The organism is Frankia sp. AgPm24, assembly GCF_023243055.1.
Taxonomy (GTDB): domain Bacteria; phylum Actinomycetota; class Actinomycetes; order Frankiales; family Frankiaceae; genus Frankia; species Frankia umida.
In genome coordinates, this window is record NZ_JALKFW010000186.1 from 20,054 (window position 1) to 37,758 (window position 17,705).

10 protein-coding genes are annotated in these 17,705 nt (G+C 68.5%); 7 read left to right on the top strand and 3 right to left on the bottom strand.

Features of this window, described 5'->3' with window-relative positions:
- On the bottom strand, nt 1-1,197 hold the full coding sequence (gene serA / locus MXD61_RS13890) for a phosphoglycerate dehydrogenase (protein WP_248813443.1): 1,197 nt from the start codon (nt 1,195-1,197) through the stop codon (nt 1-3).
- A gap of 200 nt (nt 1,198-1,397) precedes the next feature.
- A complete protein-coding gene (locus tag MXD61_RS13895) occupies nt 1,398-3,185 on the bottom strand; it encodes a CocE/NonD family hydrolase (protein ID WP_248813444.1) in 1,788 nt (595 codons plus the stop codon).
- A gap of 801 nt (nt 3,186-3,986) precedes the next feature.
- Here MXD61_RS13895 and MXD61_RS13900 point away from each other — a divergent pair.
- Nucleotides 3,987-4,277 (top strand): hypothetical protein, encoded by a 291-nt coding sequence (locus tag MXD61_RS13900; RefSeq protein WP_248813526.1) that lies wholly within the window; start codon nt 3,987-3,989, stop codon nt 4,275-4,277.
- Between the two features lie 58 nt (nt 4,278-4,335).
- On the opposite strand, the gene MXD61_RS13905 is transcribed toward MXD61_RS13900, so the two are convergent.
- Entirely contained in the window at nt 4,336-5,523 is a 1,188-nt protein-coding gene (locus tag MXD61_RS13905) for a Fic family protein (protein ID WP_248813446.1), read from the bottom strand.
- A 210-nt stretch (nt 5,524-5,733) separates the two neighbouring features.
- Here MXD61_RS13905 and drmD point away from each other — a divergent pair, with 210 nt between their 5' ends.
- The 6 genes from drmD to MXD61_RS13935 all read left to right on the top strand — a co-directional run bounded on the left by drmD (nt 5,734) and on the right by MXD61_RS13935 (nt 17,705).
- Entirely contained in the window at nt 5,734-9,156 is a 3,423-nt protein-coding gene (gene drmD, locus MXD61_RS13910) for a DISARM system SNF2-like helicase DrmD (RefSeq protein WP_248813449.1), read from the top strand.
- On the top strand, nt 9,153-13,538 hold the full coding sequence (locus tag MXD61_RS13915; RefSeq protein ID WP_374628921.1) for an Eco57I restriction-modification methylase domain-containing protein: 4,386 nt from the start codon (nt 9,153-9,155) through the stop codon (nt 13,536-13,538). The genes drmD and MXD61_RS13915 overlap by 4 nt, the downstream gene beginning before the upstream one ends.
- 388 nt (nt 13,539-13,926) lie before the next feature.
- Entirely contained in the window at nt 13,927-14,466 is a 540-nt protein-coding gene (locus tag MXD61_RS13920; protein WP_248813454.1) for a DUF4352 domain-containing protein, read from the top strand.
- Nucleotides 14,467-14,785: 319 nt separating this feature from the next.
- Complete coding sequence (locus MXD61_RS13925) at nt 14,786-15,862, top strand: EndoU domain-containing protein (protein ID WP_248813456.1); 1,077 nt, start codon at nt 14,786-14,788, stop codon at nt 15,860-15,862.
- 6 nt (nt 15,863-15,868) lie between these two features.
- On the top strand, nt 15,869-16,234 hold the full coding sequence (locus MXD61_RS13930; RefSeq protein WP_248813458.1) for a hypothetical protein: 366 nt from the start codon (nt 15,869-15,871) through the stop codon (nt 16,232-16,234).
- A 241-nt stretch (nt 16,235-16,475) separates the two neighbouring features.
- Nucleotides 16,476-17,705, top strand: coding sequence for a DNA repair exonuclease (locus tag MXD61_RS13935; RefSeq protein ID WP_248813460.1), 1,230 nt, complete (start codon nt 16,476-16,478; stop codon nt 17,703-17,705).

Sequence of the window (17,705 nt, forward strand, 5' to 3'; positions counted from 1 at the left end):
TCAGCCCAGGGAACGGACGCGGATGGTCTCGGGCATCGCGGCCAGCGAGTCGATCAGCGCCGACGGGTAGTCGACGGCGATGTCGGTCAGGGCGTAGCCGTACTCGCCGCGGGTGTCGAGCAGCTGGCCCTCGATGTTGACCTTGTGCTCGGCCAGCAGGCTGTTGATCTTCGCGAGCACGCCGGGGACGTTGCGATGCAGGTGGACGATCCGCCGCCCGCCGTGGCGCGGTGGCAGGGACAGGTGCGGCAGGTTGACGCTCATCGTCGTGTTGCCCTCGCGGGCGTAGTCACGCAGCTTGCTCGCGACGTAGTGGCCGATGTCCTGCTGGGCTTCCTCGGTCGACCCGCCGATGTGCGGGGTGAGGATGACGTTGGGCAGCCCGCGCAGCTCGGAGACGAACTCGTCGCCCCGCCCCGCCGGCTCCTGCGGGAAGACGTCGACCGCCGCGCCGGCCAGATGGCCGGACTCGATGTGCGTGCGCAGCGCGCGATGGTCCACCACGAAGCCGCGGGAGAGGTTGAGGAACAGGCTGCCCTGGCGCATCAGGGCGAACTGCTCGTCGCCGAACATGCCGAGGTTGCCCTGGCGGCCGTCGACGTGCAGGGTGACGACGTCCGCCGTGGCGAGCAGTTCGGGCAGGGTCGCGCAGCGCCGTGCGTTGCCCAGCGCCAGTTTGTCGGCGGTGTCGTAGAAGTAGACGGTCATCCCGAGGGCCTCGGCGAGCACGGACAGCTGCGCGCCGATGTTGCCGTAGCCGACGATCCCGAGGCTGCGGCCGCGGACCTCGTGGGCCGCCTCGGCCGACTTGTCCCACAGGCCGGCGTGCATGCCGGTGTTCTTCTCGGTCAGTCGCCGGGTCATCGCGATGATCTCGGCGACCGCGAGCTCGACGACGCTGCGGGTGTTGGAGAACGGCGCGTTGAACACCGCGATACCGCGATCACCGGCGGCGGCCAGGTCGACCTGGTTCGTGCCGATGCAGAACGCACCGACGGCCAGCAGATCGTGCGCCTCCTCGAAGACCGTCTCGGTGACCTCGGTCTTCGACCGGATCCCCAGCAACTGGACGTCGGCCAGCGCCTCGATCAGCGCCTGCTCACCCAGGGCCCGGTCAAGCGTCTCAACCGTCGCCCCCGCGGAGCGCAGGATCGCCGCGGCGTCAGGATGAACACTCTCAAGCAGCAATGCACGCACAGCGGACGCCCTCAATGGCTGGCAACAGTACGCCCGTAGTCTACGGAACCCTCGACAGTCCGCCCGGGCCAGACCCAGGCAGATGTGGAACCGGTGGGCGCGGCCCGACGTCCTCCTCCTCGGGTGGGAGCCCCGGGGAGGAGGACGGACTCACCTGCGGACCGGGGGGCACTCGGGTCCCGGCGCCCCGGCGCCCCTCGTCACCAGCCCAGGGGCTCGCTGGCGAAGCCGCTGGTGGGGGTGACGCCGCTGCGCGCCGCGGGGAGCTGCCGCCAGGGGAGCAGCGGCAGGTTCACCACCGAACGGCCGGTGCTGTTGCGCACGATCTGGTAGGTACCGCCGGCCAGACCGGCCTGCTGGGCCGCGGTGTAGGCACACGGCTGCGGCATGCCGAGGAACCCCCCGCAGTCGTTCCTGCTGGCCTGGGTGCTGACGACCAGACGCAGCGAGTGCAGTGGCGACACGCTCCAGACCGTCGGGTTGATCCTGATGTCGTAGCGGTTGGTCCTTCCCGGCTCGATCTTCGTGTCGGTCGTGTACGGATGGGTGGGCAGGATCAGCTGCCCGTTCTTGTCCTTCCACGACGCGTTCTCATCGAGCGTGCTCAGGCTGCCGATGAGCGATCCCGACGCGATCGTGGTGACACCGCCGAGCGGCGAGACGTCCTGCAACGTCGCGATCAGGTTGATGTCGCTGGTGCTCGACGACGCGTAGATGCTCGCGGCAACGGGTCCCGCCAGCGTCTGACCGAACGCGAACGGGGACGTGGTGTAGGTCAGCGTGCTGCCGGCCTGGTCGGGGGCGGACCATTTCACCGTGTCCGCGCCGGTCGCACCGGGCCCTTTCGGGGTGAGCCCGGAGTTCGCGTTCAGGTAGTACGGCGTGTACCTGCCCACCGCCGGGAAGCTGGCCGCGTTGATCCACCGGTTGCTGCCCTGCTCGTAGAGGTGCGCCGGCGTCTTCGTGGCGTCGATACCGGTCTTCTGGCCCTTCAGCCAGGTGTCGTACCACTCCAGCTCGATGCTCTTGTCGAGTCCGCTGCCGTGGCCTCCGTTGCCGATCACGATCTGATAGCGGCCCGTGGTCGACTGGCCCGGCAGCAGCGGCCCGCCCGCGGGCCGGCCGTTCGCGGCGTTCTGCAGCGCGGTCCAGAACCGCAGGGCACCGGGGTTCTCCGTGGCCTGCCAGCCGCTCCACAACAACGCCGGGATTCCGTTCCCCACGATCCGCGCGGCCATCGCGGCGTCGGTCGTGCGTTCCCGCCAGAAGGTGCCGTTGTAGGCCCGTGGGCCGCTGGCATTGATCTCGGCGACCGTCTGCTGACCGTAGGCGAGATTCTCCGCGCGGTGTCGGTCACCGCTCAGCCCGAGGTCCTGGCCGAACAGTGGGACCGTCGCGGAGGGGACGCCTCCGGAGAAGTAGATGTCGTAGCTGTTCGACGCACAGGCCGGGATGATCGTCTTGACCGGTGAATGCGGGCCCACAGCGGCGGCGGTGAACAGCTGGTTGATGCCGAGCTGGGAACAGCCGTACAGCCCGATGGCGCCGTTCGACCCGTCCAGGTGATGCGCCGCCCAGTCCACGACCTCGACGCCGTCCTTCGCGATTCGCGGACCGAACAGTGGGTTCACCAGCGGCCCGTTGTCCGGTGCCTGCGAGTCGAGTGTGCCACGGACGTCCACCGACACGAAGATGTAGCCCCGGCCCACGAAGAACGAATCGGGATCACCGCCGAACGCGTACGGATTCTGCTGGACGATGACGGGGAACGTGCCGGTCGCGCGTTGCCCGGTCACGAGATCCGCCGGGTAGCCGATGTCGGCCGGCAGGACGACCCCGTCGTCCATCGTCACCGGTACGTCCCTGACGACGGTCATGCCGTAGGTCGGCGGGGCCGGCTCCCAGGTTCCCCCGGGCCAGCTGGTGGCCGCCCGGGCCGGTGCGGCCAGACCGGTCAGCGCGATCAGGCTGGCGATCAGGGCCGTCACCAGGGCCGCGGCGATGGCGTTCAGCCGGCGGGATGCCCCCCGCCGGCTGCCCCGTGCGTCGCCGCGCCGCGTTGCCGTCCGGCCGTGCCGCGTCGCGGCCTGGCCGGGTCGTGCGCCGCCCGCGGCTGGGGGTAACTCGGCGTCGGCCGGTAATGCCGGTCCGGTCCTGCTCGTTCTGCGGGAATTCATCATCACTCCTTCGTTTCGCTTCGCCGGGGAAATGGCGAATTTCGTTTGTCCTGACCGGAAGGGTTCCGAACGGGCAGCGGAGCCTTTTGCGCGGTGGGGGTTGTGAGCGCGAGAGGGTGCTGGATGCGGCTGGTTTCCACATTGAATGCCCGGTACCCCGGTATTATGGTGATTCTGGGGCCAGAAGTTAGTGCGGGTCGTCATTGGCTGTCAACCGGGGTGTACGGAACGGTCTGTTGACGGTGGCCCGTTCGGGCCGGTTTGACATGCGGCCGGTCGGAAATGCGGATTTTCGGGAGTCGGCCTTCGGCGGGCCGCCGGCGGGTGATGACACTGGTCGCCGGGCTCCCGGGGCAGCTGGGGACGGCCGGTGTCGACCAGGTGGCTCGGCCACTCAAAGGTGCCGGCGGGCCGGGCCAACCGGCAGGCGGCCGCGGTGGGGCGACGCGCGGCGCCCGCATTGACGTCCCGTCGACATCCCTGAAGTGCCGCCGGGGGTGAGAGGAGGGTCACCGTGGGCCGGTACGGCGCCGATCCGGCGGTGTCGCGGCGGGCCCTCTCCCGAATCGCCGGATATCATTGTTGCGGCCAGGATCGGTGCGGCCGAAGGGAATGCATGTGAGCGGCGAGGAAAACTGGCTTGTCTGCAAGGTCGGCTGCATAGAATGCGGAGTCATAGAAGATCCAGCCCTCGCGATCATCGGCATTTTCGGCGATGAGCAGCAGGCCGTGGAATCCGCCCGGTCAGAGGCGGAGACGATCGCGAAACGGTGGGGGATGACGAACTCCACGCAGCCGTACGCCGTCCGGGCGAACCACATGCCGGGCTCGCGGCTGGGCGCCGGGTGGATGTGGACCCCGGCGGATCACGAGCAGGTCTTCGCGGTGCGCATCCCGGCCTGACCCGACCGGCCGATGGGCCCGCGGGTGCTGTCGCGGGCGGGCGGCAACGCACCGCCGGTCATGGGCGTTGCAGGATCTGGAAGACCTCGACGGCTTCGTAGACGCGGGCATAGCTTCGGGTCGTCCGTTCCCGCAGCACGCCGAGACCGATCAGCTGGCCAATGGCATTGCGTGCCCCGGCGGTGGTCTTTCCCGTCGCCCGCGCGACGGAGGCCGCTGTCACGAAGGGGTTGCCGATCAGCTGCGCGGTGATGTCCCGAATCAGTGCTCCGCTCAGCCCGGCGGCGCGGATCCGATCCAGATAGGCGGCTTCCAGCGCCAGCAGATCCGTCACGGTCCGTACTGTCCGGCGGCAGGAATCGGCGAGGCCGTCCGCGAAGAAGCCGACCCAGCCGTCCCAGTCGCCGACGGCACTGACGGCCCGCAACCGGTCCTGATAGCTGTCGCGACGCGCCTCGAACCAGGGCGAGATCGTCAGCAGTGGAGGCTGGGGGAGGGCGCCACGGGCGAGTAGCTGCAGGACGACCAGGAGACGTCCGATCCGCCCGTTGCCGTCGTTGAACGGATGCAGCGTCTCGAACTGATAGTGGGCCATGGCCGCGGCCACGACGGGATCGAGCATCCGGGATGGCCCGTTCAGCCAGTCCAGCAGGTCTCGGAAGGCGGCGTCGAGTTCCATCCCTGGTGGCGGCGGAACGAAACGGGCCGTGGAGATGTGTCCGCCGTGACTGCCGATCGCGACCTGGATGCGCCGGACACGTCCGGCCTCCCGGGTGTCCGCGGGGGTGCCCTGGACCAGGATCTCGTGGACCGAACTCAGCGATGCCGTGGACAGCGGGCGCCCCTCCTGCAACCAGGCGAACGCTGTCTCGGCGGCCTCCACGTAGTTCAGGACCTCGCGCAGAGACGCGCTGCGCGCGCCTGGTTCGGTGAGGTCGGCGGCAAGCACGTCCTCCAGGGGAGCGAAGGTCCCTTCCAACGCCGAGGTGCTCTGCGCCTCGGCACGCAACGTGGGCTGGCGAAGCAGTGTCGGATCGGGAATCTGGCGACCGGCCTGGCCCAGCCGGCCCAGCTCGGTTCCCGCCGCGGCGACAGCGCGCCAGGTCGTCCCGGCCAGGTTCGGCTCCTCCTCGCCCAGCGGATACGGCTGGAAGGCGACGTGTTCGTACTCCCCGGTGCGTGCGTCGGTGCCGGCGATCTTCACCAGGGAGCCGGTGGGGCTCCTCTCGAAGATCGATCTGTCCACATGGAAAGTTTAGGGCCCAGAATTTTCCATCCGGGTGCCAGATGGAAGATCCCTTTTCCATCTGACTGGATGTGAACTCGATTCACAGGGTATGTTGGGCTGGATGTCGGGATGATCGGATCTGTCGTCCCGGGGTCGGAGGGCCGTCGCGAGCACGGGGGGTGTTCGCGTCCTGCCAGAATGGGCGGCCTGTCCGTAAGGGGGATGTGGATGCCGACGCCGACCACCGAACGCGAGGCGACACGGCGCGAGGCCGCGGAGCGCGACCTGCCGGGCATCGGCGCACTGGTCGAGGTGCGGGGGCAGAAGTGGGTGGTGGCCGGGGTCGACATCCCCCCACGGTCCGAGCCACCACGGTCCGAGCCACCACGGTCCGAGCCCGCACGGTCCGAGCCCGCGGGACCGCGGATGCCGAGTTCGCTGGTCACGTTGCAGAGCGTCGAGGACGGGCGGTACGGGCACACGATCGAGGTGATCTGGGAGGTCGAGCCGGGGCGGCGGGTGCTGCCCAGCGGGTCGCTGCCGGAGGTGGTCGCGGGGCGGTTCGATCCACCGGGGCGGCTGGCCGCGTTCCTGGACGCACTGCGGTGGTCGGCGGTGACGTCCGCGGATGCCCGCAGGTTGCAGGCGCCGTTTCGCTCGGGGGTCGCGGTCGAGGACTACCAGCTCGAGCCGGTGGCCCGGGCGATCGCGGCGCCGCGGGTGAACCTGCTGCTCGCCGATGACGTGGGTCTGGGCAAGACGATCGAGGCGGGGCTGGTCGCCGAGGAGCTGCTGCTGCGCCACCGGGCCCGGCGGATCATGATTGTCTGCCCGGCGGGGCTGACGACGAAGTGGCGTGACGAGATGGCCGAGAAGTTCGGCCGCGAGTTCACCATCATCGACGCGGAGCGCTGCGCGGCGGTACGCCGTTCGCATGGCAGCGCGGCGAACCCGTTCGAGGTGTTCGGCCTGACGATCGTCAGCCTGCCATGGCTGCGCGGCCCCAAGGCGCAGCGCCTGCTCGACGAGGTGCTTCCCGGCGACGGCCAGCCCACCTATCCGCGCACGTTCGACCTGCTTGTTCTGGACGAGGCGCATCACGTCGCCCCGGCCGCACCCAGGCAGGTGTATGCGGTCGACTCGCAGCAGACCAAGCTGATCCGTCGGCTCGCACCGCATTTCACCCACCGGCTGTTCCTGTCGGCGACCCCGCACAACGGCTATCTGGCGTCGTTCACCGCGCTGCTGGAGATTCTCGATGACCAGCGTTTCGCCCGTGGTGTCGCGCCGGACCGTCGGGCCGTGGAGGAGGTGGTCGTCCGTCGCCTCAAGGGCAGCATCGAGAACGCCGACGGCACCCCGCGGTTCCAGCCGCGAACCCCGGGTGACCTGCCGGTGGTCTATCCCGAGAGCGAGCGGGAGATCCATGCCCTGGTGAAGGAGTTCGCGGCGCTGCGGCGCGTCCGGCTGAACTCCGAACGTGGTCGTAAGGCAACCGACCTGGTGACGCTGCTGCTCAAGAAGCGGCTGTTCTCCTCCCCGGCCGCGTTCGCGCACACCGTCGCCGTCTACCGGGAGACGCTCGGTGCGCGCCGGGCCCGACCCGCCGGTGGGCCGCGCGCCGGCCAGGACGCGGACGACGTGCCGGAGTGGCTGGACGACTACTTCGATGACGTCGCCACCCTTGACGACGAGCAGCTCGCCGAGGCCGAGGACGACGCCCTGAACCGGGTCGGCCCGCTGGCACCGGACCCGACCGACGCCGAACTCGCCCTGCTCGACCGGATGCGGAGCTGGGCTGACGCCCAGGAAGCCCAGCCGGACGCGAAGGCCCGCGTCCTGCTCGAGTACCTGAACGCGGTCTGCCGCCCGGACGGGACGCACTGGACGGACGAACGGGTCGTCGTGTTCACCGAATACCGTGACACGCAACTGTGGCTCGCCGGCCTGCTGCGCCAGGACGGACTCGCCGGCAACGAGAACGGCCGGCTTCGGCTCGGTCTGCTGCACGGCGGGCTGCCCGCCGACGAACGTGAGCAGCTGCGGCTGGCGTTCCAGGCCCATCCCAGCGAACACCCGGTGCGGATTCTGCTTGCCACCGACGCCGCCAGCGAAGGTATCGACCTGCAGAACCACTGCCACCGGCTGGTGAACTACGACATTCCGTTCAACCCGAACAAGCTCGAACAGCGCATCGGCCGGATCGACCGTTACGGGCAGCGTCACCGGCCGGAGATCCGGCATTTCGTCGGTTCCGGCTGGACGGGCGCGGTCGATTCCTATGAGGCCGATCTGGAGTTCCTGTCCCGGGTGGTGAAGAAGGTCGTGCGGATGGAGGCCGACCTCGGTTCGGTCAACGCGGTGCTCTCCGACCGGGTCCAGCGCCGGATGCTCGGCGAGCGCCTGGTCGACCCGTCCGAGCTCGACCTGCCCGCCCCGGTGGGCGCTGCCGGTGGAGGTGGGGGTGGTGCGGTCATGGCGACCGTGCCGGTCGCGGAGAACGTCCGTGACCAGGTGCGCCGGCTGCGCGCCACGCTGGACGAGACAGTTCACGATCTTGGGCTGACCCCGCGGGCGGTGCACCGGGTGGTGTCCACCGCGCTGGACCTCGCCCGCCAGCAGCCCCTCACCTCACACGTCGACGAGCGCGCCGACCTGCACGAGAGCCGCCACCCGGCCCAACTCGGCCACCCGGGCCAGCCGGGCCACCCTGGAAAGCCTGGAAAGCCGGGCGAGCTGCTGCCGGGCGCGTGGGACGGTCCTGCGGACGAGGGGCTGTTCGACGTCCCGACGCTGACCGGGTCGTGGGCGCGGGCGTCCGCCGGGCTCACCGAGAAACTGCACCGGGACGACACCCCGCCCCGCCAGCGGCCCGTCACCTTCGACCCGGAGCTGGCCCGCGGCCGCGACGACGTGGTGCTCGCGCATCTGGGCCACCGGCTGGTGGAGATGTCCACCCGGCTGCTGCGCGGCGCGGTCTCCAACGCCGATGTCGGTCTGCACCGGGTGACGGTCGTGCGCAGCGAGGATCCGCGCTGCGAGGAGGTGCTCGTCGGCGCGTTCGCCCGGTTCGTCCTGGTCGGCGCTGACGGGCTGCGCCTGCACGAGGAGGTGCTGCAGGCCGGCGGCTGGCTGCCGGCCACCGGACGGTTCCGCCGGTTGGAGAACCTCACCGTGCTCGGTGAGATCGTCGGTGACGCGCTGGGTGCGGGCCGGGCCGTCCCGGCGGAGACCGCGGACCGTCTCGCCGAACGTTGGCCGGCGGCACGCGAAGGGGTGCTGTCCGCCCTGAACTGGCGGACCAGGACCCGCCGCGAGTCACTCGCTCGCATCCTGACGCAGCGCCAGTCCGCCGAGCAGGCCCGGATCGTCGGCATCCTCGACCAGTTCGCCGCCGGCCTGCGCGCCGCCCTCGCCGACCCCGACAACGACGAGGACGCCCTGTTCAGCGTCGCCGAGATCGCCCACAGCCGCGACGAGCTCGCCCAGTTCCGCCGGGACCGCTCGTCCTGGGAGGAACGCCTGACCCGGCTCGAACGGGAGAAGCAACGGGAGCTTGACGTGATCGCCAGCCGCTACCGTGACCCGCAGCAGCACCAGTTCCCGGTCGCGGTCGTCCTGGTCGTGCCCACCGGGGAGGCCGCACGATGACCCCGGCACCCACCTCGGGCGGAGCCCGTCGGCGCCCGCCTGTCCCGGACGGGGTGGCCCAGCACCGCGACTGGCTGAGCCTCATCGACATCACCGGCCCGTTCCTGAGCCTGCCGGTGCTGCGCCGGATCTGGCCGACCCTCGACCCGCTGGACAAGCCGGCCCGCGAACGCCTGCGCCGCGCCCACACCACCTGGTTGGACGACCCCGCCGCCGGCCAGCACACCTGGATTCGCCACGTCCTGACCGATCTTCTCGGCTGGGGCGACGCGCTGCTCTGGCCGTCCGATCCCGGTGCCGCCGACACGCTGGCACCGCTGGCGGTCGACGTCGACCAGCACGACACCCGGATCGTCGCCTCCTTCGCCCTCGTCGACCCCACAATCCCCCTGATCCACGAAGCCTCGGACGGCCCGACCACACTGGACGGTCCGACCACACTGGACGGCCCGACCACACTGGACGGCCCGATCACATCGGACGGCCCGACCATGTCGGGTGGTGCCCTGGCCGGGGCGTCCCGACCGACCCGGCCAGGGCGGGTGAAGCCGGAGTCGGTGCGGCTGCTGGGGCTGGTCGTGGCGCCGGGGCAGTCGCCGACGGGGCGGATCACCGGCGAGGCGTGGTCGGCCACGCCGGTGGACCGCGCGGCGCTGGCCTGCCGTCAGCACGGGGTGGAACTGGCGCTGGTCACCAGCGGCCGGCAGTGGGCGCTGGTCTGGGCGCCGCGCGGCGGGGTGACGTCCACCGCGGTGTTCGACGCGATCTCCTGGCCGGAGGCCGCGGAACGGGACGTGGTGCGCGCTTTCGTCTCGCTGCTGTGCCGGCGACGGTTCTTCGGCGTCCCGGACGACGAGACGCTGGTGTCGCTGCTCAAGGCGAGCCTCGGCAGCCAGGAGGAGATCACCGAGGCGCTCGGCGTGCAGGTCCGCCAGGCCGTCGAGCTGCTGGTGGCCGCGTTCGGCCGCTGGCATGTCGCCGACCGGGCCCGCGGCGGCCCCGGACTCCCGATGGCGGTCGCGGCTGGCGAACCCGGCCTGAGCGCCCACGATGTCTACCGCGGCGCGGTCGCGGTGATGATGCGGATCGTCTTCCTGCTCTACGCCGAGGAACGCGGCCTGCTGCCCGCCGACAACGAGCTCTACGCCGGCACCTATTCGGTGGGACGCCTGTGCGCCGACCTCGAAGGCCAGATCTCCGACGGCGCCACCGAGGACGACCTGGAACAGTCCAGTGCCGCCTGGCACCGGCTGCGGGCGCTGTTCACCGCCGTCCACACCGGCGTCGACCACCCGCGCCTGCGCATGCACGCCCACGGTGGTTCGCTGTTCGACCCCGACACGCACCCCTGGCTGCCACTCGGTGTCGACGACCGCACGGTGCTGCACATGCTGCGGGCCGTCCAGCACGTCCAGGTCGGCTCGGGCCGCTCCCGCGAACGGCGGACGCTGAGCTTCCGCTCCCTTGACGTCGAGCAGATCGGCTACGTCTACGAGGGCCTGCTGTCCTACGACGCGCGCTGCGCCGACGTCGACGAGATCATCGTCGGTCTGGTCGGCAAGGAGGGCCTCGAGGCCGAGACGACCCTCGCCGACCTCGAGGGGCTCGCCTTCCAACACCGTGGACGCCCCCTGCTCGCCGCCGCCATCACGGAGAAATGGGCGTCCAGCGGCATCGGCTCGGTGAGATCCGTCGAGAAGCGGCTCATCCCACTGGACGCCACCGAGCGGGAGGAGGCCCGCAAGGCCCTGCTCGCCGTCACCCGCGGCGACTACCCCACGGCCGAACGGCTGCTGCCGTACTACGGCCTGCTCCGCCGGGACCTGCGCGACCAGCCGGTCGTCGTCCTTGAGGGCGGCCTGTACGTCACCGAATCACCGCTGCGCCGCAACACCGGTACCCATTACACCCCGCGTTTCCTCGCCGAAGAGGTCGCCAACAACGCCCTCGAACCGCTCGTCTACGCCCCCGGCCCGCTCCAGACCGCCGACACCAGGGCCTGGCAGCTGCGTTCCAGCACCGAGATCCTGGCGCTGAAGGTCGCCGACATCGCGATGGGCTCGGCCGCCTTCCTCGTCGCCGCCGCCCGCTACCTCGGCGCCCGCCTCGTCGAAGCGTGGACGCTCGAAGGCGACTCCCGAGCCCTCGGCCGATTCACCGAGGCCGAAACCGACGGCATCACGCAGGCCGGCCGCCTTCCCACCGGCCTGACCGGCCGTTCCCCGCTTGACCTGGCATCGCTACGCCCGGCCGACACCGCCGCGGCCGATGCCGAGGAGGACGGCGCCATCATCGAGGCCCGCCGCCAGATCATCGAACACTGCCTGTACGGCGCGGACATCAACGAGATGGCCGTCGAGATGGCCAAACTGTCGCTGTGGCTGGTCTCCATGGACCCCCACCGCCCCTTCACCTTCCTCGACGACAAACTCGTCGCCGGCGACTCCCTGCTCGGCATCACCTCGGTGGACCAGCTCGAACACATGCACCTCGACCCGGCCCGAGGCAGCGAGATCCACAAGGATCTCTTCAAGTGGACGGCCGGCATCCGCGAACTCGTCCACTCCGTCGCCGACGAACGCCGCGCCCTCGTCGCACGGGACGGCTCCACCCTCGACGGCCTGGACGAGAAGGCCCAACTGCTCACCGACGCCCAGAACCGCACCGCCCAGCTCCGCCACCACGCCGACGCCCTGGTCGGCGCCATCCTCGCCCACGCCGGCCGCGGCGACCGAGGCCAGAACAACGCCTCGGTCGCCGCCGCCAAACTGGTAGCCGACCTCACCGCCGGCACCACGACCGTGGACGACGCCATCAGGCAGATCAAGCGCTGGTTGGCCGCGGACCACGTCCCCGGCAGCTTCACCCGCGTCCCCATCCACTGGCCCCTCGTCTTCCCCGAGGTCTTCGAACGGGGCGGCTTCGACGCCATCATCGGCAACCCCCCGTTCCTGGGCGGCCAGAAGCTCACCGGCGCGATGGGCGTGGCCTACCGCGAATACCTGGTCGAGGACATCGGCGCCTCAGCCCGCGGCAGCGCCGACCTGATCGCCTACTTCACCCTCCGCACACACGAACTGCTCAACCCAGGCGGCCAGACCGGCCTGATCGCCACCAACACCATCGCCCAAGGCGACACCCGTGAGGTCGGCCTCGACCAGATCGTCCGCCGAGGTCACATCATCCGCCGTTCCGTAAAGACTCGACCCTGGCCCTCCAAGTCTGCGACCCTGGAGTTCAGCGCTATCTGGACTACAACCCAGATCGGCGAGAACGCTATCCGCTTGTCTGACGATATCTCTGTTTCGGCAATCTCCCCGTCCCTAGTTCCGGAGTCTCGATTTTCGGGAAATCCGAATCGACTTGCGGAAAGCGAGGGAATTTCCTTTATTGGAAGCTATGTTCTGGGCCTTGGGTTCACGATGGATCCAGGATTCGCGCAGAATCTGATCGCGAAGGATCCTCGAAACGCCGAGGTTCTGTTCCCATATGTCAACGGCCAGGATCTGAACTCCCGTCCAGATTTCTCTGGAAGTCGATGGGTAATCAATTTTCGTGATTGGTCGGAGGATCGGGCGAAAAAATATCGAGACTGCTATGACCAGGTCTATCGACTGGTGAAGCCCGAGCGCGAGGTGAATAGGTACAGCAAAAATGCGCGCGAGAAATGGTGGAAATTCGAAAGATCCAGGCCAGAGCTCTATGCTGAGATTGAAAATCTCGAAAGAGTTGTAGTCATTACGCTCGTGAGTAGTACGGTAATGCCAGTGATGGTTCCAACTGGGCAGGTTTTCGCGCACAAGATCGCGATTTTCTCGATCGACGACACGGCATTTCTGTCTCTTGTCTCTTCCTCGTTGCACTATTGGTGGGCGATGAGTCGGAGTTCGACTATGAAATCGGATTTGAATTACTCGCCATCCGATGTGTTTGAAACTCTTCCCCTGCCCGCTCTCGACGGTACGATGCGAAAAATTGGCCAGCGGTTGGATGAAATTCGGCGCGATGTAATGTTGACTCGAAGTCTGGGGTTGACGAAGTTGTATAACCTTGTCTTCGATGGAAATTGCAAAGATCGGGATATAGTTGAGCTGAGAGAAATTCACCGACTCATCGATGAATCAACCTTCCGTGCCTACGGTTGGGATGACATGGTCGAGCGCGGTCTCGATCATGGATTTCATCCGGCGGGGAAGTACACGCGGTACACGATCGGGCCGTGGGCACAGCGGGAGGTGCTGGATCGGCTGCTGGAGCTGAACCATGCTCGGTACGCTGAGGAGGTCGCCGCCGGTCTCCATGAGAAGGGCGCGAAGAAGAAGGGTGCCCGTGCCAATCCGGTGCCGACCGAGGAATCCGGTGCAACACTGTTCGACCTGTAATCTTCGTCGCATGGCCTGAAACGTCACACCAGGCGATCGGTCGTGTAGGATATTTCTGTAGCCGGGTGCCGGTGCTCATCTGGCCGCATCGAGTGCATCTGTTGATCGTTTTGTTGCCGAGTGGCTGGGACGCCGCTTGGTGCGCGCTGGTTCTGGGGGGATCCATGCGTCACGCACTGCCGTTGTACTCGCCCATGGCTGTGGCCGGCGGGTTCCGGTAGAAGACCGATCGTCGAGCTCCTTTGATAAGGGGCCGAACACCGCCAGGTAGCGGATCTGACCTGGCGGAAATCACGTCTCCCCGCTCCTGGTTCACCCGGAGTTCGGGCAGGCTTTCTCGATGCTGCCGTGAGGTGATTCCGGCAGCTGTCTCACACGGGGGTTTCACATGCGCAAGGCACGTCTGTTTGTTCTCGTCGGTGTCCTGGTTGGCATGGTGGGGTTGACGGGCTGTCTGGAGGACACGTCCGTCACCGCGACGGGGGCGACCGCCGCACCGGGGCAGAGTGGCGGGTCCGGCGGTTCCGGATCGGGCGGCGCCGCGAAGGCCCAGTACGGGCAGGTGCTGGAGATCCGTAAGGACGGTGCGGTCGCGGCGACCGTGAGCGTGGCCGCGCCGCAGGCGGTGTCGTCGTTCTTCGGCGGGTTCACCAAGCCGACCAGCGGTCCGGCGTTCGCGACCTTCCTGGTGTCGTTCACCGCGCAGAAGCAGGGTTTCACCGTCAACGCGTTCGACTTCTACGTCCGGACCCCCGACGGTGCGCGGGCCCAGCCGGCGATCGGTTGTGAGCCGCAGTTCAGCGCGGCGACGTTGAGCGCGGGGGAGAAGTACCAGGGGTGCCTGACCTTCGACGCCCCGCATGGCTCCCTGGTCTACGCGTCCAACCTGTTCACCTCCACCAGCCTGGCCGAGTGGCCGTCCTACTGAGCACCGAGGAGTACTGCATGCTGGGCGCCATGCGGGTGGTGCGGCCCGGCGAGGACGGCTACGAAAAGATCGACGCTTGGCTGAAAGCTCGGCGCCGCTAGCGCCGCCACAGCCAGCCGGGCGGGTTATGGCCAGCACGAGCCGTGGCCCGCCCGACCTCGTTCCGCCGGACGCAGCGGATCTGCTGCTGACCTGCGAAGCTGCCTACCCGTAGGCTCGCTGTCCACCGTCCTGCCGCTGATCCTGCTCCGCGCCGGCAACCACTTTTGCACTTTATGTGGCTAGTGCGCTACACATCGCGCATATTGTGGCGATACTGGTGCGGTGGGTGCCGATGCCGCGTGACCGCCTGCCGTCAGGCGCCGATGTCTCCGGGCGCTCCTCGGACGGCGCGTCCGACCTGTCCGAGCAGATCACCGGAGCCGAAGCGAAGGCACAACTCCTGGACCGGGCAGTGGCCCGCGGGGCAGGCAACCCCGACCCCGAGGAAACGTCCGGCTCGGACCACTCCGCGGATTCCGACCGCCCCGGCGCGTCCGTGCCCAAGCCCGACCAGGCGGGAGTCTCCACCGACCGCGCCGGCTCTCCCGCGGACCGCGCCGGCGCGGTTCTTCGCGGCCCGGAGACAAAGGCGCAGGCGCTGGACCGGCTGGTACTCGGCCCCCGCGCCGCCGAGCCCACCCCACGCACCGCGAATCCCGTTCCCCACGAGGCCAAAACGGTCTCCGCCGATGACCTTCGCCGCCTTGCACCCGCCCCTGCGCGGGAGGTCTCCTCTGCCGAGCGAAGCGCGTCCCTGCTCGACCAGGCCGTCGCCCGCCTCCGCCAAGCCGATCAGCGTTCGTCCGCGGCGCCCGGACCAGCACCGCAGGAGCGCTCATCCACCCCCGCGGCAGACCAGAGCCCCGTCCGCGAGCCCTCCACCGGTAAGGACCGCCCGACACCTACCGACCAGCGCCCCCCGATTCCAGAGAAGGTCTTCACTCACATCCTTGACGGGGAATGGAACAAAAAGGGGAGGCCAACCGGATTTCACAGCGCCCCTGACGGGGTTGCACCACCTGACCGGCGCCTGACTCGGATCGGGGACCCCAGCCCGGAAGGGGTCTACCGAGCCAAGGTTGATTTTCTCGAGCCAGGTTCGGGAGAATGGCGTGAGAAGAAGGTTCCAAAGCATACAATGTTTCCTGACTCCTGGAGTAGGGAGAAGGTTCGCGAGGCGGTGCAGAAATCATACGAAGATGTGTATGATTCCACGCTGGCCCCTATGCTCAAGCGAGGCGAAAATCTTGTGGGCGAGCAGTGGCGCGGCTCGTACGAGGGTGTGCATATCAAATTTTTTGTAGGGCAGGACGGCGCGGTTCGGACTGCGTTTCCGGACATGGACGAAGGGTAGGCGAAAATGGTGGTGGAATGGAAATTTGTCGATGGTGTTCGCGATCGACTCGACACCGACCCTGCGGATGTGTTTTCCGAGAACAGGATGACTGCCGTACGCGACTGGCTGATGGGAGATATCCAGCGTAATCGAGAATCGCTGAAAGAGTTTCGCGAGAGCTGGCGGGAGGTTCTCCAGGGGAAGTACGAAGGAACCTCTGGAAATGTCACCGATCAGACTCTGGCTGGGGATGAGGTTGTTTTCGACTCGCTGATCGAGAGGTGGGACGAGTTCTCGATGCCAGTCGCTGAGATGTTCGCGATCCTTGACAAGTTCGAAGAATACCTCGATGAGCGGGCGACTCGCCGCCAGGTCGCCAGTACCGACTGAGTGTTCGGCCTGCTGCCGTGAACGACGGGGCCGGGTGCGCAGGGTCGGGCGGTCGGCCGTTTGCGTGCCATCTCGGCGGTCGGCGCTACAGGAAAACAATAGTTGAACGATCTGCAGACATGTTGCGGTTCGGGTGGTCGGGGTGGGTTGATTTCGGGCTGGCGCGGTACCAGACTCCTTCGGTCAAGTCGGCTTTTCGCCGGCACCGGGGAAGGCTCGATGGATTCTGGGGGTATCGAGCGTGCGTCTCGTTCATGCGGCCGACGTCCATCTGGACAGTCCTCTTCGCGGGCTGAGCCGGCTTGAGGACCCCGCGCTGGCGGATCGGCTGCGGCTGGCCACCCGGCGCGCGTTGGAGAACCTCGTGGAGCTCGCGGTGCGTTCCGAGGCCGACGCGCTGCTGCTCGCCGGCGACATCTACGACGGCGACTGGCAGGATTACGGGACGGGCCGCTTCTTCGTCGAGCAGATGCGGCGGCTGCACGACGAGCGGATCCCGGTGTTCCTGGTCCGGGGCAACCACGACGCGCAGAGCGAGATCACCCGGGCGTTGAGCCTGCCGCCGAACGTCACGGTCTTCGACGCGGACAACGCCGGTACCGCCCACGTCGAGGAGATCGGTCTGGCGGTGCACGGCCAGAGCTACGCGACCCGGGATGTGTACGCGAACCTGGCCCGTTCCTATCCCGACGCGATCAGCGGTCTGGTCAACGTGGGGGTGTTGCACACCGCGGTCGGGGGAGCCGAGGGGCACGCCGTCTACGCGCCGTGCACGGTGGAGGATCTGACCCGCACCGGCTACGACTACTTCGCCCTGGGGCACGTCCACACCCATCAGGTTCTCGGCGAAGGGGTGGCCGCGTTCAGCGGGAACCTTCAGGGGCGGATGCCGCGGGAGAGCGGGCCCAAGGGGGCGCTCGTCGTCGAGATCGAACCGGGGCGGCGGCCGGTGACCCGGTTCGAGCCCTGCGATGACATCCGCTGGGCGTCGCTGACGATCGACGTCTCGTCCTGCCGCACGCTGGATGACGTCCTGGAAAACGTCGACGAGCGGTTGCGGGCGACCCGCGCGGACGCGGGGGAACGGCCGGTGGCCGCCCGGCTGGTACTCGTCGGGCGTTCCGCGGTGGCCGGGGCGTTGACGGACGAGGAACGGCTGCGAAACGAGCTGCACGGCGCCGCGGCCGCGCTGGCGGTGGCATTCGAGAAGATCCGGGTGCGGGTCGAGAGCCCACATGCTCCGAGCACGGTCGATGCCGATCTGGTGGCCGCGATCCGCGCCGCCGGGGCGGATCTGGCCGCTGACGGCGACCGGCTGGCAGCGTTCGCCGAGCCGCTGGACCGCGAGTTCGGTCGTCTCCTGCGGAACGCGGAGCTGCTGAACCTGCGCGACACCGCGGTGCTTGCCGAGCTCGCCGAGCGTGCCGGCACCGGGCTGCTCGCCCGCCTCACCGGCGACATGGAGATCTGA

Coding starts and splice junctions, on each gene's coding strand:
- MXD61_RS13900 (WP_248813526.1), top strand. CDS start 3,987: ATGCATGTGAGCGGCGAGGAAAACTGGCTTGTCTGCAAGGTCGGCTGC.
- drmD (WP_248813449.1), top strand. CDS start 5,734: ATGCCGACGCCGACCACCGAACGCGAGGCGACACGGCGCGAGGCCGCG.
- MXD61_RS13915 (WP_374628921.1), top strand. CDS start 9,153: ATGACCCCGGCACCCACCTCGGGCGGAGCCCGTCGGCGCCCGCCTGTC.
- MXD61_RS13920 (WP_248813454.1), top strand. CDS start 13,927: ATGCGCAAGGCACGTCTGTTTGTTCTCGTCGGTGTCCTGGTTGGCATG.
- MXD61_RS13930 (WP_248813458.1), top strand. CDS start 15,869: ATGGTGGTGGAATGGAAATTTGTCGATGGTGTTCGCGATCGACTCGAC.